The organism is Marinobacter sp. PE14 (assembly GCF_053566155.1).
This window is the reverse complement of record NZ_JBQXNY010000001.1, coordinates 365,854-385,156: the sequence shown is the minus strand read 5'-3', so window position 1 is coordinate 385,156 and position 19,303 is coordinate 365,854. Positions and strand designations below refer to the sequence as shown.

Annotated in this window: 24 protein-coding genes; 12 read left to right on the top strand and 12 right to left on the bottom strand. The window is 55.5% G+C overall.

Annotation, left to right across the window (positions count from 1 at the left end; translation table 11 throughout):
* Positions 1-44 precede the first annotated feature (44 nt).
* The 3 genes from ACWJ62_RS01890 to ACWJ62_RS01880 all read right to left on the bottom strand — a co-directional run bounded on the left by ACWJ62_RS01890 (position 45) and on the right by ACWJ62_RS01880 (position 2,408).
* Positions 45-764, bottom strand: coding sequence for an amino acid ABC transporter substrate-binding protein (locus ACWJ62_RS01890; protein WP_449284668.1), 720 nt, complete (start codon positions 762-764; stop codon positions 45-47).
* A 182-nt stretch (positions 765-946) separates the two neighbouring features.
* Positions 947-1,666, bottom strand: coding sequence for a DnaJ domain-containing protein (locus tag ACWJ62_RS01885; RefSeq protein ID WP_449284667.1), 720 nt, complete (start codon positions 1,664-1,666; stop codon positions 947-949).
* A 46-nt stretch (positions 1,667-1,712) separates the two neighbouring features.
* Complete coding sequence (locus ACWJ62_RS01880; RefSeq protein ID WP_062782169.1) at positions 1,713-2,408, bottom strand: hypothetical protein; 696 nt, start codon at positions 2,406-2,408, stop codon at positions 1,713-1,715.
* 91 nt (positions 2,409-2,499) lie between these two features.
* On the opposite strand from ACWJ62_RS01880, the gene ACWJ62_RS01875 reads away from it, so the two are divergent.
* On the top strand, positions 2,500-3,372 hold the full coding sequence (locus tag ACWJ62_RS01875) for a hypothetical protein (protein WP_449284666.1): 873 nt from the start codon (positions 2,500-2,502) through the stop codon (positions 3,370-3,372).
* A gap of 35 nt (positions 3,373-3,407) precedes the next feature.
* Here ACWJ62_RS01875 and ACWJ62_RS01870 read toward each other — a convergent pair whose 3' ends face one another.
* From ACWJ62_RS01870 to ACWJ62_RS01860, 3 genes are all read right to left on the bottom strand, one after another.
* Entirely contained in the window at positions 3,408-3,836 is a 429-nt protein-coding gene (locus ACWJ62_RS01870; RefSeq protein WP_449284665.1) for an organic hydroperoxide resistance protein, read from the bottom strand.
* A 42-nt stretch (positions 3,837-3,878) separates the two neighbouring features.
* Positions 3,879-4,373 (bottom strand): MarR family winged helix-turn-helix transcriptional regulator, encoded by a 495-nt coding sequence (locus tag ACWJ62_RS01865; protein WP_449284664.1) that lies wholly within the window; start codon positions 4,371-4,373, stop codon positions 3,879-3,881.
* Between the two features lie 100 nt (positions 4,374-4,473).
* Positions 4,474-4,929, bottom strand: coding sequence for a GatB/YqeY domain-containing protein (locus ACWJ62_RS01860; RefSeq protein ID WP_449284663.1), 456 nt, complete (start codon positions 4,927-4,929; stop codon positions 4,474-4,476).
* Positions 4,930-5,065: 136 nt separating this feature from the next.
* Between ACWJ62_RS01860 and ltaE the strand changes: the two genes are divergently transcribed.
* Entirely contained in the window at positions 5,066-6,076 is a 1,011-nt protein-coding gene (gene ltaE, locus ACWJ62_RS01855; protein WP_449284662.1) for a low-specificity L-threonine aldolase, read from the top strand.
* A 77-nt stretch (positions 6,077-6,153) separates the two neighbouring features.
* Here the strand turns inward: ltaE and ACWJ62_RS01850 are convergent, their stop codons facing one another.
* The gene (locus ACWJ62_RS01850; protein WP_449284661.1) at positions 6,154-7,746 is read right to left on the bottom strand and encodes a BCCT family transporter; all 1,593 of its coding nucleotides are present in this window, start codon (positions 7,744-7,746) and stop codon (positions 6,154-6,156) included.
* A 239-nt stretch (positions 7,747-7,985) separates the two neighbouring features.
* On the opposite strand from ACWJ62_RS01850, the gene ACWJ62_RS01845 reads away from it, so the two are divergent.
* Complete coding sequence (locus ACWJ62_RS01845; RefSeq protein ID WP_449284660.1) at positions 7,986-8,879, top strand: patatin-like phospholipase family protein; 894 nt, start codon at positions 7,986-7,988, stop codon at positions 8,877-8,879.
* A gap of 90 nt (positions 8,880-8,969) precedes the next feature.
* Positions 8,970-9,638 (top strand): glutathione S-transferase family protein, encoded by a 669-nt coding sequence (locus ACWJ62_RS01840; RefSeq protein ID WP_449284659.1) that lies wholly within the window; start codon positions 8,970-8,972, stop codon positions 9,636-9,638.
* A 58-nt stretch (positions 9,639-9,696) separates the two neighbouring features.
* Here the strand turns inward: ACWJ62_RS01840 and ACWJ62_RS01835 are convergent, their stop codons facing one another.
* On the bottom strand, positions 9,697-10,494 hold the full coding sequence (locus tag ACWJ62_RS01835; RefSeq protein ID WP_449284658.1) for an alpha/beta fold hydrolase: 798 nt from the start codon (positions 10,492-10,494) through the stop codon (positions 9,697-9,699).
* Between the two features lie 186 nt (positions 10,495-10,680).
* On the opposite strand from ACWJ62_RS01835, the gene ACWJ62_RS01830 reads away from it, so the two are divergent.
* A complete protein-coding gene (locus tag ACWJ62_RS01830) occupies positions 10,681-12,294 on the top strand; it encodes a GMC family oxidoreductase (protein WP_449284657.1) in 1,614 nt (537 codons plus the stop codon).
* Positions 12,295-12,316: 22 nt separating this feature from the next.
* On the top strand, positions 12,317-13,048 hold the full coding sequence (locus ACWJ62_RS01825) for an SDR family oxidoreductase (RefSeq protein WP_449284656.1): 732 nt from the start codon (positions 12,317-12,319) through the stop codon (positions 13,046-13,048).
* A gap of 22 nt (positions 13,049-13,070) precedes the next feature.
* Here the strand turns inward: ACWJ62_RS01825 and ACWJ62_RS01820 are convergent, their stop codons facing one another.
* Entirely contained in the window at positions 13,071-14,378 is a 1,308-nt protein-coding gene (locus ACWJ62_RS01820) for an ATP-grasp domain-containing protein (RefSeq protein WP_449284655.1), read from the bottom strand.
* A 181-nt stretch (positions 14,379-14,559) separates the two neighbouring features.
* Between ACWJ62_RS01820 and ACWJ62_RS01815 the strand changes: the two genes are divergently transcribed.
* Entirely contained in the window at positions 14,560-16,065 is a 1,506-nt protein-coding gene (locus ACWJ62_RS01815) for a M17 family metallopeptidase (protein ID WP_449284654.1), read from the top strand.
* 130 nt (positions 16,066-16,195) lie between these two features.
* Entirely contained in the window at positions 16,196-16,381 is a 186-nt protein-coding gene (locus ACWJ62_RS01810; RefSeq protein ID WP_449284653.1) for a hypothetical protein, read from the top strand.
* A gap of 8 nt (positions 16,382-16,389) precedes the next feature.
* Here the strand turns inward: ACWJ62_RS01810 and ACWJ62_RS01805 are convergent, their stop codons facing one another.
* Complete coding sequence (locus ACWJ62_RS01805) at positions 16,390-16,548, bottom strand: hypothetical protein (protein ID WP_349517773.1); 159 nt, start codon at positions 16,546-16,548, stop codon at positions 16,390-16,392.
* 165 nt (positions 16,549-16,713) lie between these two features.
* Here ACWJ62_RS01805 and ACWJ62_RS01800 point away from each other — a divergent pair, with 165 nt between their 5' ends.
* The 3 genes from ACWJ62_RS01800 (at position 16,714) to ACWJ62_RS01790 (ending at position 17,700) form a co-directional block, all read left to right on the top strand.
* Positions 16,714-16,917 (top strand): hypothetical protein, encoded by a 204-nt coding sequence (locus ACWJ62_RS01800; RefSeq protein WP_449284652.1) that lies wholly within the window; start codon positions 16,714-16,716, stop codon positions 16,915-16,917.
* A gap of 101 nt (positions 16,918-17,018) precedes the next feature.
* Positions 17,019-17,195, top strand: coding sequence for a DUF1328 domain-containing protein (locus ACWJ62_RS01795; protein WP_349517770.1), 177 nt, complete (start codon positions 17,019-17,021; stop codon positions 17,193-17,195).
* Positions 17,196-17,247: 52 nt separating this feature from the next.
* Positions 17,248-17,700, top strand: a complete 453-nt coding sequence (locus tag ACWJ62_RS01790) for an MgtC/SapB family protein (protein WP_449284651.1) — start codon at positions 17,248-17,250, stop codon at positions 17,698-17,700.
* 19 nt (positions 17,701-17,719) lie between these two features.
* Here the strand turns inward: ACWJ62_RS01790 and ACWJ62_RS01785 are convergent, their stop codons facing one another.
* Together ACWJ62_RS01785 and ACWJ62_RS01780 are read right to left on the bottom strand one after the other, a co-directional pair.
* Positions 17,720-18,097, bottom strand: coding sequence for a nuclear transport factor 2 family protein (locus tag ACWJ62_RS01785; RefSeq protein WP_449284650.1), 378 nt, complete (start codon positions 18,095-18,097; stop codon positions 17,720-17,722).
* 122 nt (positions 18,098-18,219) lie between these two features.
* Positions 18,220-18,654, bottom strand: coding sequence for an SRPBCC family protein (locus ACWJ62_RS01780; protein ID WP_449284649.1), 435 nt, complete (start codon positions 18,652-18,654; stop codon positions 18,220-18,222).
* Between the two features lie 157 nt (positions 18,655-18,811).
* Here ACWJ62_RS01780 and ACWJ62_RS01775 point away from each other — a divergent pair, with 157 nt between their 5' ends.
* Positions 18,812-19,183, top strand: coding sequence for a nucleoside 2-deoxyribosyltransferase (locus ACWJ62_RS01775; protein WP_449284648.1), 372 nt, complete (start codon positions 18,812-18,814; stop codon positions 19,181-19,183).
* Positions 19,184-19,303 lie beyond the last annotated feature (120 nt).

Sequence of the window (19,303 nt, the reverse complement as noted above, 5' to 3'; positions counted from 1 at the left end):
CGACGGCTTTGAATTGCCAGGCTTCTGTCTTCAGGAGCCTGTCCTTACCGCCCCAGATACCTGAAACGTAGCACATTCTGATACTTATCGATGAATTTCTGATTGATGAGACCAATCACACCCGATTGCCGCAAATCGTCGAAGCATTGATCAAAGGCAGCGGCGAGTGCGGGGTCCCGAAAAACCATCTTGTGCGGCGCCGGGTTGAAGATTGGCGCGAAACGAAAAGCATCAGACTGCGAGGGCCAGCTTTCACCGCGGCGCTTCTCGTTGAAGATTCTCCGATTCACTTCCGCCACCACGAATCCGTCGGCGAGGATCGCATCGACCCGGCCCATAAACAGTAGCCGGGAGTGAATGGTCTGATCGGCGATCTCGGTCAGTGAGGCGAATTCAGGTACATTGTCGCTGATTCCCAGCACATCGACCCCTTCACGGAAGGTCACCACGTTGAGACCGGCCAGGTCTTTGACCCTTTCTATCGGCCCAACACGAGAGTGATTGTAGAACGCTCCGTTCTGGTACCAGATGTAGGCGGATGTGGAATGACCGGGAAGACGCCAGTGCAAAGGTACTGTGGTAATGGCATCGAAGTCCTGACGATCCCTGTAGGTCCGGGCATGGCGCTCATAGGGCTGCATGATGAATTCGGCCTCAAACCCGCACTCATCGAAGGTCGCCAAAACCAACTCAATATCTCGCCCCTCGAGACTTGGCTCCGCTGCCCCCGGTATCTCGGGAGCCAGAACCTTTAGCCGCGGCATTGGCTCCGCGTACCCGGCCAGAGGAAATCCAAGCAGAAGGAATAAAAAACACTGGCTGAGCGTTGAAATCTTCAAACCGCTGTAGTCTCACCTCGAGCCAAAAAGTTCAGTTTTTGAACAATATCCTTATCCCGGCATGCAGGCAATCTCTCTGAGCGAATGCCTGCAAATAAGGTCAGGCCTCAGCCCAACAGACACTCCTTGGCCTCATTGATACGCGCCGCCAGGTAATTGCTGCCACCATGGTCCGGGTGAAGTTTTTGCATCATCCTCCGATGAGCCTTGATGATCTCTTCACGACTGGCTCCGGGCTCAAGCCCCAGAATGTCCAGCGCTTCGCTCTCGGTAAGCGGGCCGCCCGTATTGTTACTGCCGCCCGACGGATCGCTTTCAGAGGCCGCCTCATCGTCTGCTCGCCAGGAGTCTCCGAACCGGCGATCCAGGTAAGTTTCAAGGAGCCGGGCAGAATCCTCATCCTGGCCGCGGCAATAGCGCAATAGCTCGAGGAACTCGCTTTCGCTTAACTCCGCCAGTTCTCTCCCTTCCATCGGGCCCTTGATGATCTTGCCGCTCATGATTCCCGAGTCGTGGTCCAGAGTCATTTCGAGAATATCGCTGGAAACATGGGACTGGTTGCCCGACTTGGCCCCGGCACCGCCGGCCACGCGACCGAGCCCACCACGCAATAGAGATGGCAGCAGGCGACGCAACAGAGGATAGAGAAAGGCCAGACCGGCGAAGACAAAATGCAGTCGCCCGGTTACAGCCAGCAAGACGACGATGCCGATACCGGCCAGCAGAGCCAGCTTGAGAATGGCGGCATTGCGCTGACTGGCAGGCTGATTGCGCAACCACACCCAAGCCACAACCGCGACAACGATGGCAACAAGCGTTAAAGGCACTCAAATACCCCGGGCACACCGGCCCATCAATGGATTCTCACAAACACTATCGGATCTGTCTGGTCAGGCGCTTCACTTCCGGAGAGCTGCGGCTGGAAAAATCCTGCAGGGCCTTGGCTCCCCCGGAAGCATAGACCGCAACTGCCGCCATAAGATCCTTGAGCACCTGAGGACTGTTACGGTCAAAGGGTGCGTATGCGCCCCCTGAAAGCTTGCTCACCTGCTGGAATACCGCTCTCGCATGAGCATCATTGCCCTCATGAAACATGAACACCGGCGTGCGCAGCATGCCCAACTCACCGGCGGTATGGCAAAGCTCGTCCACCGGTTCCTCGCAGCAGTCACCGATAAACACCACAGCCTTGACGGGCTTTGCGCGGGTCTCTTTTACCGCGTGGGCCAATACCCGGCTGATCTGGGTGCGCCCACCGAGACAGGAAACGCCGTTCATCAGATTCAGCAACTGCCCGGTTTCGGTCACAAACCCCGTGGCCTTGAACTCGCCGAAGCCACGGTAGTAACAAAGCTGAATGGCCAGCCCACCCAAATCCCGGGTTGCTATAAAAAGTTCGCTCTGCAGATGGCAGGCCTGGTCCCAGGTGGCTTCCCGGCTTGCGGTCGCGTCCAGCGCGAAAATCAGCCGCCCCTGCCCGCCACCCTGCTTGGGCAACGTGCGAACCTCGTTGATAAACTGATCGATCGCCTGTTTGTCGGATCGGGTGCGTAGCTCTTTATCGGACATAGGCTCCTGAAAATCGCAGTGACGGAAGAATCTAACGCTAAAATAGTAGGGCATAGACCACGCAATTCACAGGCTTGGCAAGAGGCAACGCATGGTAGACACAGGGCGTTGGTATCGAATCAGGAATTTGGCCAGATTCCGGCTTTGCCTTCTGGCCCCGCTTCTTTCTGTCACCCTTGCCCTGCCGTGCACGGTGCAGGCCTCAAACAATTTTTACCTGCTCTATCGCCAATGGCAGCCATACGATTGGCCGGAGAATTTGCCGTCTGCCAACGAGGTGACCCGCTCGCAGCGAGGGCTGGGCTGGCAAAAACAGAGCTCTGGCAGCATGTTCGGCATCAATTATGATTACCAGCCACTACGCATCCGCACCGGCGATCCGGCCCACAACGGGCACCTGCATCGGTTAACCTTCGGTGGTGAATGGCAGCATCAGCTTTACCGCCTCGAAGCACGGGCCGGCGTTGCCGGCACTTCAAATATGTTCAAGTATCAGGACGTCCACAGTGACTTGGTAAACGGCCGTATCGCTCTGTTCCGGACTCTGGATGAGAACAGCTCCCTGAGCCTCGGCATCGGCGGCGACCACCGCTTCGGATCTTTCCGCTGGCTTCCCAGGGTACGCTGGCAACAAAGCAATGAACACGGGAATTGGTTGGTGGACCTGCCGGTTTTAATGCAATGGCAAAGCCCCGGGCAGCTATGGGAGTTCCGGCTGGAACGAAACGGGGATCGTTGGGCCACGCTGGATAAGGCCAGGGAAGTCGAAAGCGCGCTCTATTTGCAGGAGTGGAAAACAGAACTGATGTACCGCGTTCACGATGGAGGCGGATCCTGGCCGGCGGTGGTCCTTGGCATCGGCGCCAGTATAGATACCCGTGTCCAATACCAGGACTTGAACACGGGGAACGTGGACCTGAGCCTGGGCGATGCCCTGTCGGCCAGCCTCAGGCTCGATTGGTAGACCCGGATGCAGAGCCAGGATCTGCCAGCCGCGTATCAGTCCACCCGGTTCAGTGTTACATCGATGTTGCCGCGGGTTGCGTTGGAGTACGGACAAACCTTGTGAGCTTCATCAATCAGCTTCTTGGCCTCGGCATCATCCATACCGGGCAGGCTGATGCGCAGTTCCACCTCGATGCCGAACCCATTGGGAATCTGGCCGATGCCAACCACGCCTTCAATGGAAGCATCTTCCGGCATCTTGAGCTTGTCGCGACCGGCCACAAATTTCATGGCGCCGATAAAGCATGCGGAATAGCCTGCAGCAAAAAGTTGCTCCGGGTTGGTCCCCTTGCCGCCGGCACCGCCCATTTCTTTCGGGGTTGCCAGCTCTACATCGAGAATGCCGTCTGACGAAACGGCACGGCCGTCACGACCACCGGTTGCCTCTGCATGGGCACGATAGAGCACTTGTTCGATAGACATAACGCTTTCCTCTTCTGCTTTGGGTTAAATGGGAGAGCCTGTTCAGGCACTCTCCTCCAAATGACTGTCCAGATGGCTGTGCAAGCGGTTTCTCAGCGCACACAGCTCCGTCTTGAGATCTTCCAACTCGGCCAGTGAGCACCCCGAAGCGCTGGCGACGCGCTCCGGAACCCTGGCTGCAGCTTGCTGAAGGCTTCGGCCTTTCTCCGTGAGGAGAACGATTACCTGCCGCTCATCCTGTGGCGACCGCTGGCGCACCAGCAGGCCCTGCTTCTCGAGTCTTTTGACGAGTGGGGTCAGGGTGCCGTAATCCAGAAACAATCGTTCTTTCAGACCGGACACCCTGACGCCGTCGGTCTCCCACAGAACCAGCATGACGAGGTACTGGGGATAGGTAAGCCCAAGTTCCGACAACAGCGGCTTGTACAGCTTGGTCATGGCCAGCGACGCTGAATACAGGGCAAAGCACATTTGCCGATCCAGTGTCAGCAGGTCATCTCCTGGAACCGACTGATTGAAAGATTGATACTCTGGCATTTAACTCGCTCACGATTAAATTGTGCACGATTCAAATTAACGGATTGTCTGGAAGGATGCAACCCCCGCCCGATTCAAGGGGCGGGGACGAAGCTATCGATCAACCCGCCAGCGCGGCCCGCACTTTCTTGCTCAAATGCCCCATTTCAACGCGGCCAAGCACCTGGGGTTTCAATTCATTCATCACCTTACCCATGTCCTGCATGCCCTGGGCATCCGTTGAACTGATGGCCATCCGAATCAACCCGTCAAGATCATCCTCGCTGAGGGCCGCAGGCATGAACTCCTCAATGATCACCATTTCAGCGCGCTCTTTATCGCCCAATTCCTCTCGACCGGCGTCATCGTACTGACTCGCAGCGTCGCGGCGCTGCTTGAGCATCTTGTCCAACACCTTAAGGACGTCCTCATCGTTGAGCTCGCGGCGATCATCAATCTCGATCTGTTTAACCGCAGACTGAGCCATGCGAAGGGTCACAAGCCGAGTCTTATCCTTATTCCGCATTGCCTCTTTTACCGCATTGTTGAGCTTTTCCTTCAGGGTTGGTGCCGTCATGACTGATCTCCTGTTTTTAGGGCTGTTTTCTGCTTTATGGGGACGAATCGGGAATAATACAAAGGGTGGGAATTCCATGATTCATGCTGCACTGTAGAATGCAGACACCCCAGGAAAGAAAAAGGCGCCAGGAACAATGATTGATTTCCGCAGCGATACTGTGACCCGCCCTACCCCCGAGATGCGTGACGCCATGGCCAGCGCCGAGGTGGGAGACGATGTCTATGGCGACGACCCTACGGTCAACAGCCTGCAGGCCTCCGCCGCCCAGCGGCTCGGCTTCGAAGCGGGCCTTTTTACTGCCACAGGCACCCAGGCCAACCTGCTTGCCATCATGAGCCATTGTGGCCGTGGCGATGAGTATCTCTGCGGCCAGTCCGCTCACAATTACAAGTACGAGGGCGGAGGCGCCGCGGTGCTGGGTAGTGTCCAACCCCAACCGATCGAGAACGAGCCGGACGGGAGCATTGATTTAGAAAAAGCCCGGGCCGCGATCAAGGCGGACGATTTTCATTTTGCCGTCACCCGCCTGCTCTCCCTTGAGAACACCATCGGAGGCAAAGTACTGCCCCTTGAGTACCAGGCGCAGGCCCGTGCCTTCTGCGACGAACACGGACTTCTTCTGCACCTGGACGGCGCCCGTGTCTTCAATGCCGCCGTGAAATCAAACTGCGATGTCACCGAAATAACCCGGCACTACGATTCCGTCAGCGTGTGTCTGTCCAAAGGCCTGGGCGCACCGGTCGGATCGTTACTGCTGGGGTCCCGAGTCTTTATCGAACGGGCGACCCGGCTCCGCAAAATGGTCGGTGGCGGCATGCGTCAGGCCGGTATTTTGGCCGCCGCGGGACGCATCGCGCTCGAAAAGGGGCCACTCCGACTGTTCGAGGACCATGAAAACGCGGAATACCTGAGCAACGGCCTGGCGAACATTCCGGAACTTGAGGTCAACCCGGCCAGCACCCAGACCAACATCGTTTACGCACGGTGCAAGGTAGGCCAGGCGTCACAACTGAAAGATTTCCTGTCAGAACAGGGCATCCTGATTACGGCCGGTGATCCCATCCGTTTTGTCACCCATCAGGACGTCAGTCGACAGGATGTGGACACCCTGCTAAGTGCCATCCGGCAATTCTATTCGTCTTGATCAGATATTGCCGCCCAAACAACAAGGCCCCTCAATGAGGGGCCCGCTGTAGCTGCAATTTGTAATTAAGCTGGCAGTCACATCTTGCCTTCAGCCATCAGCAAGCGGCGCTCATGGTGAAGGCCCTTAAACAGGCTGTAGCTCATCACCAGCAGCACCAGCGTAAATGGCAGCCCAACGCTCAGGGCACCAGCCTGCAGTGCGTTCAGCGCCTGTTCACCGCCAACGAACAGAAGCACACCAGCAATCGACCCTTCGGTAACAGCCCAGAAGATGCGCTGTGCTTTTGGGGCGTCGGTCTTGCCACCAGAGGTAATGCTATCAATCACCAGCGAACCGGAATCGGAGGACGTGACGAAGAAGGTCAACACCAGAGTGATCCCGATAAACGAGGTGATTCCCGCGAGTGAAATATGTTCCAGCATCTGGAACATGGCAAGCGACACTTCCGTGAGACCATCAGCCCCCAGCGCACCAATATTGTTCTGCACCTGATTAAGGGCGCCGCCGCCAAAGGCGCTCATCCAGAAGAGCGTAATTATCGTCGGGATGATCAGGACCGCGGTTACGAACTCACGTACCGTACGGCCATGGGACACACGCGCGATAAACATACCGACGAACGGAGACCAGGAGATCCACCAGGCCCAATAGAATACGGTCCAGCCGTGGAACCAGGTGGTGTCTTCCTCGCGACCGAACGGATTGCTGAGTGCAAACATGTTGGACGCGTAGGAAACCGATGTATCCCAAAGCCACTGAAAAACGGCGAGCGTGGGTCCCGCAAAAATCACAAACAGGAGCAGCAACCCCGCCATCACCATATTGGCGTTACTTAAAATCCGAACACCGCCATGAATACCGCGAATCACGGAGTAGGTGGCGACGGCAGTCACGCCCGCAATCACGCCAACCTGAACGTTGAGACCTCCCTCAATGTCGAACAGGTAGGAAATACCCGATGCTGCCTGCTGAGCGCCAAAGCCGAGCGAGGTCGCAAGACCAAAGATCGTCGCCAACACGGACACGGTATCGATCACGTTACCGGGCCAGCCCCAGACCTTGTCACCAAGGATCGGGAAAAAGGCAGAGCGGATGGTTAACGGCAGGCCTTTGTTAAAGGCAAAGAACGACAGTGAAAGCCCGACAATCGCGTATATCGCCCAGGGATGCAGGCCCCAGTGGTACATGGTCGCGCCCATCGCCAGGCGCGCGCCTTCTGCGGTGTTTGGTTCAACTCCCAGAGGCGTTCCATACCAGTCGGTGTAGTAAGCCACAGGCTCGGCAACTGACCAGAACATCAGCCCTGTCCCCATGCCCGCCGCAAACAGCATGGCAAACCAGGACAGCAGGGAGAATTCAGGCTTGGCATCGGTACCGCCAATCCGAATCTTGCCCACCGGCATAAAAATCAGTGCCAGGCAGAAGAGCACAAACAGGTTTGCACTGAGGAGAAAGCCCCAGTCAAAGACAGCGATCGCGCCATTCTTGGCGCTATCAAGCAATTCCTTTGCACCCGAAGGAAAAATGAGGGTTCCGACGACAAAAGCAACGATCAGGATTGCGGTTAACGGAAACACGATGTTGTGTATATCGAATCCGAACTTCTCGATATTATCCTGACCTGGCACGTAGTCGGTCTGATAATCATCTTTAATGACGTCACCCAATGTGAGGACTCCTATGACTGCATAACCCGGCAGTCGGTTGGAAAGTGTACCTCTCAAGTGCTACACCAATATTTTGAACTCTAAGGATTAAAATTTCCAACGCCGCTCCGAAAAGCAGGAATTGATATGTGAATACCGACTCTTGTTTTGGTTTTGAGTCCTCTTTGGCCTGACCGCACCATCAATTCTGTTAAACTTGGCCGATACTTGCCCCCTGCAACACCTGAAGGTTCCTGCTCATGAAACTCAACCCCTTTAACACCCGTATCGGTCTGGCTCTGGGAGGCGGGGCTGCGAAAGGCATTGCCCATATTGGCGTTCTTAAAGCCTTCGAGGAGGAGCAAATCAAGATCCACTGCATTTCCGGAACCAGTGCGGGGGCACTGATCGCCAGCTATTACGCTTTCGGCCGGCCGGCGGAATCCATTCTTTCCATCTGTTCGACGCTGAACCTCTCGAAAATCATCAACTTTACGTTCGAGCGCGGCGGTCTTTTCAGCACCCATGCCATTCGGGAGATGATCAATCGGGACCTCGGGGATGTCCGGATCGAAGACGCCGAGATTCCACTGGCCATCTGCACAACGGATATCGAAACCGGCGAACAGCTGATCTTCCGGGAGGGCAACCTGGCGGATGTCGTTTGCGCTTCCATGGCAGTACCCGGCCTGTTTGTGCCGGTCGAGATCGATGGGCGGACGCTGGTGGACGGCGGGCTGGTTGAAAACGTCCCTATTTCGCCGCTGGCGGCAATGGGCGCCGGGATTTCTGTGGCGGTTGATCTAAGCCATGTCAGTCGATACCCGAAACCGGACAACACCTTCGATGTCATCACCAATGCCATCAACATTGGGATCGATTTCAACACCCGCAAGCAGCTCAAGAACGCCGACATAGCGGTACCGCTGGATCTGAGCGACTACAGTCTCACCAACAACGCAGACCGTGTGGAAGAGCTTTACCTGGAAGGCTACCAGCCCATGAAGAAAAAAATTCGCCAGGTACTCTGGTACAAGCGAATGCACATTGCGATCAGCCTTCTGAAAACAACCCGCACATTAATGCCCTTCAAGGTGCCCGAGATTCTCAAGGAACTAAAACGCCACGGCTTTGCCGTGCGCAACCGGAATTAGCCACTCAATCACCGCTGGCGGTGAACCAAAACGGACTTTGAAGACTACTCTTCACACCCAACCATTTTTCAATGCGAATGGAGCTTGCGCATGATTACTGTCCACCATCTCAACAATTCCCGCTCACAGCGCGTTCTCTGGATGCTGGAAGAACTGGGGGTTCCCTACGAGATCAAGCATTACCAGCGAGATCCCAAAACCATGCTGGCCCCCGAAAGCCTCAAGAAGGTACACCCGCTTGGAAAATCCCCGGTGATCACCGACGGCGATCTGGTGGTGGCCGAATCCGGTGCCATCATTGAATACCTGGCGCGCACTTACGGCAAAGACACCATGCTCCCGGAGAGCGGGGGGCAAGCCTGGCTCGATTACACCTATTGGTTGCACTACGCCGAAGGCTCATTGATGCCGCCGCTGGTGTTGCGCCTTGTCTTCGAAAAGGTAAAGACCAGCCCTATGCCCTTCTTCGTCAAGCCCGTCGCCAAAGGCATTTCGGACAAAACCAACGAGATGTTTATCGGACCCATGATCAAGACCCACCTGGATTTCGTGGAAAGCCATCTGGCGAAAAACACCTGGTTCCTGGGGGACAAACTGAGCGCGGCGGACATCCAGATGAGCTTCCCGCTTGAGGCATCCGTAGCCCGGGGCATCGTCGGCAGAAACCGGCCTCACATCACCGGATGGGTCAAACGCGTTCATGCCCGGCCGGCTTACCAGAAGGCGCTTGAGAAAGGCGGTGATTACGATTTCGCCTGAAAACTGGCAATCTGTTAGTACTCAACACCCTGCCCCGGGCCTCTAAGGCTCTGGGCTATTATCCCCCGGAAAACAAACGCCCCAGAAATTTCTTCAATGCCTGATTAACCGGATCCGGGTGGGACAGATTTGCAGCATGCCCGGCACCGGGAATCGCGACCAGTTCGGCATCCGGGATTTTGTCCGCCATCATCTGTGCCCGCTCCATCGGAATCGCAATGTCAACATCGCCATGGATAATAAGCGTGGGCTGGGAAACCTCTGAGAGACGCTCTGTCAGGTCATCGCGGCTTGCCAGCGTCTGGAAGTTGTTGCCGATGTTAGCCGCCGACATCGTTTTCCACTTTTCCTTCCAGTGGTCACTGTCCGGGTAATCACTTCCCAAGATGATATTAGCAATGGTGGTACCCACTTCCGGGGTCAGCCCCTGCTCCATGAAAGAGCTGATCAGTTGCTGGTAAAGGGGCAGCTTTTCTTCCTGCTCGGTACCCGCCTGGCTGTCAAGCATCACCAGGCCGATTACCCGCTCCGGATGAGTCAGAGCGCACCGGAGTGACAGGAAGCCACCCTGAGACATCCCCACAAGAACGGCTTTTTCTATGCCCAGCTGCGTAAGAAGTGCAGCGAGGTCATCTGCGGAATCGTAGTAACTGAAGGGTTCTGGCTGGGCAACGGCGGTGTGCCCATGTCCCCGCTCATCCCATGTGATGCAGCGGAAACGGTCGCGAAACGCCGACACCTGCGGAGCAAACATTTCGTGGTCCATCAGCAGACCGTGCGAGAACACCACAACCGGTCCGGTCCCGCCAGTGTCTTCGTAGTAGAGCCGTTGACCATTTACCTCAGCGAAAGCCATCACACATCCTCTTTTGTTGTTTGTTGTCGGATCAGCATAGCATCCTATGCTTTCAGCGGTCTGTCCATCCCCTGAGAGGCGCTCAGCCAAGCGATGGTCTAACCTTGATCCTGCATCTCGTTCACTGCTGCCTTTTCTGACTCAGGAAAGCGTACAACCAAAACAAAAACAGAAACTGGGGACCGTATGATTTTTGATTACATCATTGTAGGGGGCGGATCAGCTGGCGCTGTAATGGCGGCGCGATTAAGTGAGAACCCGGATGTCAGCGTCTGTCTTCTGGAGGCAGGCGGCAAGGGCGATCACTTGTTGACCCGCGCACCAGCTGGTGTAGTCGCAATCATGCCCGGCCATGGCAAGATCAATAACTGGGCGTTCAATACCGAGCAGCAGCGTGAGCTGGTTGGGCGTCGAGGATTCCAGCCCAGAGGCCGTGGCCTGGGAGGCTCCAGCCTGATCAACGCAATGCTGTATGTGCGTGGACACAGGTCGGATTATGATGGATGGGCCGAGCTGGGTTGCGACGGCTGGGGATGGGACGAGGTTTTGCCCTACTTCCGCAAAGCGGAGTGCCATGAAGGTGGGGCCAGTCAATATCACGGGGCCGATGGCCCACTGCATGTTTGCAAACAGCGATCCCCAAGGCCCATTTCCGAAGCCTTTATCGAGGCGGCTAAAGAGCGAGGCTATCCCGCAAGCGACGATTTCAATACCGGCGACAATGAGGGCGTTGGCCTCTATGAGGTTACCCAGTTTCATGACACCGAACGCAATGGTGAACGCTGCTCCACCGCTGCAGCGTATTTGTATCCGATCATGGAACAGCGCAACAACCTAAAGGTTGTGACCGGTGCCCGTGCGACCCGAATTCTTTTTAGCGGAAAACGTGCTTCAGGAGTCGAGTATCGACTCAAGGGCCAATCGCTCACAGCCTCCGCAAACCGCGAGGTAATCCTTTGCGCGGGCGCCTTCGGCTCCCCGCAGTTGCTGCAGCTATCCGGAGTGGGACATCCCGAAGACATCCTCCCACATGGTATTCCCATGGTTCACGAGCTACCGGGCGTCGGCCAAAATCTGCAGGATCATCTGGACTTCATTCTGGCCTACAAGTCCTCGGATACCGATAACTTTGGCTTCAGTTTAAAGGGCATGAAAAACATGCTTCGCCATTCCCTCCAGTGGCGAACGGATGGGACGGGTATGATTGCCTCACCTTTTGCGGAGGGAGCAGCATTCCTGAAGTCTGCCCCAGAGCGGGACAAGCCGGACCTACAGCTGCACTTTGTCGTTTCCATCGTAGAGGACCACGCCCGTAAACTGCATTGGGGGCACGGCTTCAGTTGCCACGTCTGCAACCTGCGGCCAAAATCCCGAGGGCGTGTTTTTCTGCTCAGCGCCGATCCAATGGCCGATCCCGGCATCGATCCCAATTATCTGTCCGATGCAGACGACCTGGATTTAATCATCAAAGGCGCAAAAATCACACGGGAGATTCTGGAAGGGCCTGCACTCTCGCCGTACCGTCAATCCGAAATGTTCGGCGTTCACGACGGGATGAGCGATGAGGAATGGGCGCGCCACATCCGCGACCGCGCTGATACGATCTATCACCCGGTAGGCACCTGCAAGATGGGCATAGATGATCTGGCCGTGGTTGACTCCAGCCTCAAGGTTCACGGGCTTGATGGTTTGCGGGTGGTCGACGCTTCGATCATGCCGACTTTAATTGGTGGCAACACCAACGCCCCGACGATCATGATTGCCGAAAAGATCGCCGATACTATTCGAACCAGCGGATAACGGCCTCACTACAGGTGCCAAAATGACAACAACAGACAAACCAGTTGCTCTAATCATCGGAGCCGGAGACCACCTCGGTTCTGCCATCGCCCGGCGCTTTGCAAAGGAAGGCTTCCACCTTGTAGTCACCCGCAGGCGCGGGGATCTGAATCTTCTCAGCTCGGAAATTCAGGCGCTCGGCTCGAGCGCGACAGCCATCCACTCCGATGCAAGGGACGAAGACCAGGTCATTGAGCTGGTTGAACGCGTTGAGTCAGAGCATGGTCCAATACGGGTGGCCGTCTTCAACGTGGGCGGAAACGTCCGCTACGACATCTGCGAGACCAGCACCCGGGTCTACCGGAAAGTCTGGGAGATGTGCGCACTGGCCGGGTTTCTGGTCGGGCGCGAGGTCGCAAGGAAAATGCTGCAACGCAATGAAGGCACACTCCTATTTACCGGCGCCTCCGCCAGCCTCCGCGGCGGACGCGGCTTTGCGGCCTTTGCCGGCGGCAAGCATGCGCTGCGAGCCCTGGCGCAAAGCATGGCAAGGGAATTGGGCCCTCAAGGGATACACGTCGCTCACGTGGTGGTGGATGGCCTCATCCGCAATGAAGCCACGGCAGAATTTTTGCCGGACCTCTATGCGAGCAAGGGCGAGGACGGCATTATCGAGCCCGACGACCTCGCGGAAATCTACTGGCAGCTACACAACCAGCCACGCTCAGCCTGGACGTTCGAGCTGGATGCGCGGCCTTTCTCAGAGAGTTGGTAGCTGCCGTTTAACGGATTGAACTCTAAACGTAGAAATCCAGATCTTCCTGCGCTTTGAGCAAATCCCGCATCTTGATGGGGTCATCTCCATAGAAGAATACAAGCCCCCAATGAGTACCAAAAGCGGATCGGTCCGGAACCATCTCTTCAGTCGGCTCCATCAATTCGTGGGACTCAAAGTAAGGGTGTTCAATGCACTCTTTGGGCATTTCCAGCTTGCTCACCACGCGGCGTCTCGGATAAACACCAAAGCAGCCTGCATAACCTTTGGCATCGACCACTTCGCGGGGGAAGAAGGCATCGACCTCTTCCTTGGTGCTCTTGGGATCAAACACCAGCATGGAAGCCTGGTAGGCATTGAATCCATACGCGCGTTCAATCAGTTCGAAGGCCTTGAACCCGGGTGGACGGTACGCAACTTCGCCAAAGTACATGGTGCCGTCGCTGGTTACGAAGTACTCCGGATGAATCAGACCGAACTGGATATCAAATGTTTTGACCAGCAACTCGATCTGCTTGGTGATCGCTTCGCGCCAGCTTTCAAGTTCCTTCGTGGCAGGAACAAACACCGAGTACCCCAGGGTGACGTATTCTGAAATATTCAGGAATTGGATTTTGCCATCGTGGATCCAGGCCTCAACGGCGAATTCCCAGCCACTCAGGTGACTCTCCATCAGCAGCGGGTATTCTTCAACTGGAATCATTTCGATCTCTTCCAGTGTCCGAATCATTCGGTGTCCAAGGCAGCCGGCCTTGTCGAATGCCTTCACGTGAATCGGATCGTCCGGGTCACCGTCGAGCTTGAGCAACGTCTGGTTAACGCGCTTCATGAATCGGATGATGTCTTCCTTTTCATGAGCTTCTTCGAAGATCCCGACACGAATCCCGCCAAGCTGCGCGCGACGCTTCATCAGCGCCTTGTCCCGGAACAGAATCGACTGGCCATACATACGGGGATTGTTGAGCAGAACCGAATTGATCGCCCCGGACCATTCCACCGTCTCTTCGAACAATGGGATTGCGACATCCACGCCTTCGGCTTTCAGTTTTTCAGCGATTTCCATGGACCGATCATTCAGGCGAACAAAATCCCAGGGGATAAACGGAATCTTGTTGGCCGTGCAAAAATCGGCAGCCCAATCCGGGGCAACCACGATATATCGGCGATCGAACTTCTGAGCCGCCTTGATCGCATTAATGCTCCAGCCGAGAAGGGCAATATAGCCCTTGTTTGGATCCTTGGGTGTTTCCGTTCCGAGAACCGAGTCCATGGAGGGATCGCGCCAGGCCAGCACTTCCTGCGACATTTTGGATTCCGGTGTGATCGCCATAAATTAACCTTTTGTATTCGAAATAACGCACAGGGCATTGGCAACACCCCGATGCGTCAGACTGGTGTGTCCCAGCCAGACGCGGAAATTAGTTTCCATACTGATAAATCTAGACCCTAAAAGGCGATTTAACTAGCTATACTCCGCCCACGAGTACGAAAACTTCCCGAGGAATCTTCCAATGACGCCTGAAATCCCGGAGTTACAAGAGATATTGATAAGTAGCGATGAGGGCATCCCCGTATCTTGGGATTTCGAGCCCACGACCGGCATTATCATTCTGTTTCCGCAAGCTGACCGAACCGCAATAGAATCGACACCCTGGGGTGATTTTCTTACCGAGACGCTCTCAAGATACCCGGAAACCGAAAACCCGGTGCATGTCTCCACACCTCATGGTGGCCGCGCCGCGGCGGTCTCTGTGCCTGAAGAAATACCGACTTTCAAAGCCCTGACACTCGCCCGCAAGGTGATTGGACCATTGCTGGCAGAACGCCCCTCGGAACTCACGGTTATTTCTTTTTTGAATGATGATTTCTCCGCTCGGGCCATGGCAGAGGCGCTACTGGCGGCTGTCCATGCCGCTCTGTTCCAGTTGCCTCGCATTTCGGGCACCCCACCGACACCGAAAACGCTTGAGGCCATCCATTTTTATGGCGCCGGATTTCAACAGGCAGACTTCGAGCACGTTAAAGCAACGGCTGAAGGCAACAACCTGGCCCGATGGCTGACCCATTTACCAGGTAACTACCTGACCCCCGGCATTTATCGGGGTTTGACGGAGTCCCTGGCAAAAAAGGAAGGCTGGGAGACCCATTTTTACGACCGGGATGAACTGGAACAACTGGGAGCTGGAGCATTCCTTTCTGTTGTCGAGGCCAGCCCCGCGAGGGACGCAGGTATACTGCACCTGAAATACCGCCCCGAGGGTGCTGAAGGCAAACCTCTTGCTCTGGTGGGGAAAGGGATCTGTTTCGACACCGGTGGCAGCAACCTGAAGGTCGGTGGCAGCATGCTTGGCATGCACGGCGATATGCAGGGCAGCGCGGTTGCGCTTGGCGCGTTTCTGGCCTTAACCCGCCTCAAGGTGTCCCAACCGGTGGATTGCTGGCTCGCGCTTGCCGAAAACCACATCGGGTCTCGCGCGGTCAAGTGTAACGATGTCATCACGGCCCTCGATGGCACCACCATTGAACTGATAAACACCGATGCCGAGGGACGAATGGTACTGTCCGATACGCTGGCACTGGTGTCCCGGGGTAAACCGCAGGCAATCATTGACTATGCAACGCTGACGGGAGCGGTCGTAGCCGCCCTGGGACAACGGATGGCGGGCGCCCTGACCAACCGCCGGGATTGGGTAGCGCCCATCATTGAGGCCGGAGAGAGGTGCGGAGAGCGAGTCTGGCCGTTCCCCTATGAAGACGATTACGACGAGGACCTGGAGTCAAAAGTTGCCGACACACTGCAGTGCCGAACAGCAGGCCCTGGCGATCACATTTATGCAGCGCGCCTGCTTGGGCGATTCGTGGACAAAGACATCGGCTGGATACACGTCGATATGGCCTCCTCGGGCACCCACAAGGGCGGCTTGGCCCATATCCCAACGGACGTGCAGGGGTTTGGGGTTCGTTTTGGGGTAGAGTGGTTTATGAAGCTGGCTAAGGCGGGCCGACGCAATCACTAAAGATGGTCAGGGTCACACCCGGGAGAGATCTGCCGTTAGGCCCAAGGTGTAGCGTATGTGCAAGTTACATTGACTGATCACTCTGCAAGGTGCTCAATACAAGAACGATGACCTTGTGGAGGAGATAACAATGAAATGGATTGTGCTCGCAATTATTGTCGCGATCATCGCCGTCTGGCTGTATCGGGGCAAACGCAAAAACTACATTGAAGACCCTGATGTAAAAACTTTCGATGAGAAAGATTACTACCTCACATCGAATGACAACGCCTCAGATGACGAGTCTTCCCCTGATCAGGGTAATCCTCGTCACTGAGATAGGCGTTACTTTTTCAGGCTGATCTGCTTTGAACCCGTGGGGGCAACTTGTCCGCTTTTGCCCTTGCCGACATATTCCACAGATCCGCCCGCTTTCAAAAAGGCGGCAGTCTGTTCTTCAATCGCAGCGGACGTCAGGGTAACTTTCTCGGGTTTCTTGCTCATAGTGGTATCCAGGTCAGAATGGCTTAATTAACAACATTGGACGACCATTATACCTGAAGTGGCTAAAAATTGTTCGCTCCCTAAAGATCCTGGACCTCCCCTGCCTCAGCTTGGCCTGAGCTAATACAGGTCTATGCGAGCAAAAACACTGGAGGAGTTCACCGCATGGAAACCGCTGACATCTTCCTGTCGCTGTTGTTCGGCTGCATAGGTTTCGGCTATTTCATGTATGGCCGGCGCAGAAAAAGCATCGTCACCCGATACTGCGGCATTGCCATGATCCTGTATCCCTACCTGGCCAGCAGCGCCTGGGAGATGCTGGCAGTGGGTGTTGGGCTCATGGTTCTGCCGCGGTTTGTCGAGCTCTGATGAATGCCCCGTTACTATCCCTTCACAAAGGCGCCTGAAAGTTGCGCACTGACACTTCGCGTGCCACGGTTAGATCACAATCCTGAAAAGGAGGATGGCAAATGCTCTATTGGGCTATCGTCTGTCTGGTAATCGCGATCATTGCGGGTGTTCTTGGTTTTGGAGGTATTGCAGGAACCGCCGCCGGCTTTGCGAAGATACTGTTCTTCATTTTTCTGGTACTGCTGGTTGTATCTTTGCTAGTGAACGTCTTCCGCGGCAAGGGCCCTAAAGTCTAGGGCATGTCCCGACCGCCAAAACGACATTTAACCTTTCCGTTGGGGATCACGCATGTTCGAGAGTGAAATCCCACCACTGGACATCATTGTCCGCCTGCTCATGGCCGCCGGTTTGGCTCTGGTGCTCGGGCTTGAGCGGGAACTGCGCGGGAAACCTGCGGGGCTCCGCTCTCACATGCTGGTTTCAGTAGGTGCCTCTGCATTCATTCTGATTGGCCTGCATATCCTGATGACGACCGCAGAAGGCGATCCCTCGGCCCGGATAGACCCGTCGCGGATCGTTGAAGGTGTGATCGGCGGTATCGGATTTCTCGGTGCCGGTTGCATTATTCAAAGCCGCGGAAGCGTTCAGGGCATTACCACTGGCGCTTCCATCTGGATTTGCGGAGCGATCGGTGTCGCCTGCGGTCTGGGCACGCTGGTTCTTGCCAGCATGGTGACCCTGTTGGCACTCATTATTATGGTTGTGCTGGGCCGATTTGAACGGGACGTGATCGAGGAATGAGTCCGGGGATCTGAAATATTCACTCTGCAGCGGGCAGATTCCCACCGAGCATGTTTTCGATCACGGCTGCGTTGTAAAATGTCTCAACGCACTGGATTTTTTCCTCACGCACCCGAAACCACATTGCCAGACGCACATCCCCGATCGGCTCGAAGTAGGTTCGGTAATCGAGGATTGCAAAGACGTGCTCGCCATCAGCACTCAGTTGACGAATAACAAGATCCTTTTGAATGGCAAACATGCCGAACTGGTAGGCCAGCATGTCGTCCCGGCTGAGAAATCGCATATTCGGGCCCACGTATTCAAAGCCATCTACCGCAAGTAGCTCTTTCGCCTCATCCAACCGCTGGGCGCGGATGTTCTCGATGAACTGAGCCACAATTTCCCTTGGCTGCATGAGCACACTCCAGAATCAGACACCGAAAATGTTGGTTGCTTCCACTACCTCAAACATTAGCTCATTACACCCTCAAGCAACACTGCGGCAAACCAACTCATTTGCCGGGTTGAGCTAAAACCCTAAAGCCGCTCAATAGCCTTGAGCAGAGAACTGAAGGCTCTCGAGAAGCTTCGCTCGGCCAATCGGTCCATTACCCCGCCCAGCAGCGGCACTTGCACGTGCCCTTCTGAAACCCAGGTAACCCGGGTCTGTTCGCCTTCGGGCTTTAAAGCAATCTCTCCTTTCGTGTGCTTAACTGCAAATGGGCTCGATTTTTCAATTTGATAGTGCATACGGTTTGGCCTCTCGAACTGGGTAATCCGCTCAGTCAGCTCAAGCCGGCCCGCTCCGATAATTCTCAGGGCGCCAGTACCATTTTTCTCCTCTTTACCCTCCTCAATCAGTAAAGACTTGCTAACCCCTGGAAACCGAGTGTAGCGGGCGTGATCAGAGATGGCTTCAAAGACTGACTCGACATCCTTCTCGAGAACTCGTTCGACGTGAATGCGAAACATGGCTACTCCTCAACAGTGGGCTGACAGACAAGATACGCTCCCACTCCATCAAACGAGTGGGGTTTAGCAGAATTTCTGATACCGTTTCGAAAAGCTCGACGTTTGAGCCGGGCGCCATTTTTCGCAACTGCTCAAGTTCACCTCCGGAAGCCCGATCATGCAAACGCCCAGACGCATCTATCTCGCCGGCCCCGAAGTCTTCTTCCCGGCGGAGGAACATCGGGCCATCGTGGCGGAGAAGAAACGCGCTCTCCGAGAAGCCGGCTTCGAGGGCGTGGATCCGTTGGATACCGATTTAGAGTTCTCAGAGGATCAAACCAAACCGAATCGGGGGCACCTTATCTACCAGGCCAACCGTGAACTGATGGACAGCTGCGATGCCATCATCGCCAATCTCACGCCCTTTCGCGGAATCAGGGGCTCCGGTGGTCAGCTACTCATAGCAGACCAGCCAGGCGAGCATAGGCTTTTATCGGCTGAGTTGTTCAATCGCTGTGTTCGAGCGCTGGCTAATTGCAAGAATTATTAGCACATCAACCTGTCATTAAGAACATTTAATACGTGTTCACTATCGACATTGATATTTCTTAATCAAGTATCTATGGGTTCTGACTGCACGACAATAAACGGGAAATGACTTTAGCCGAGC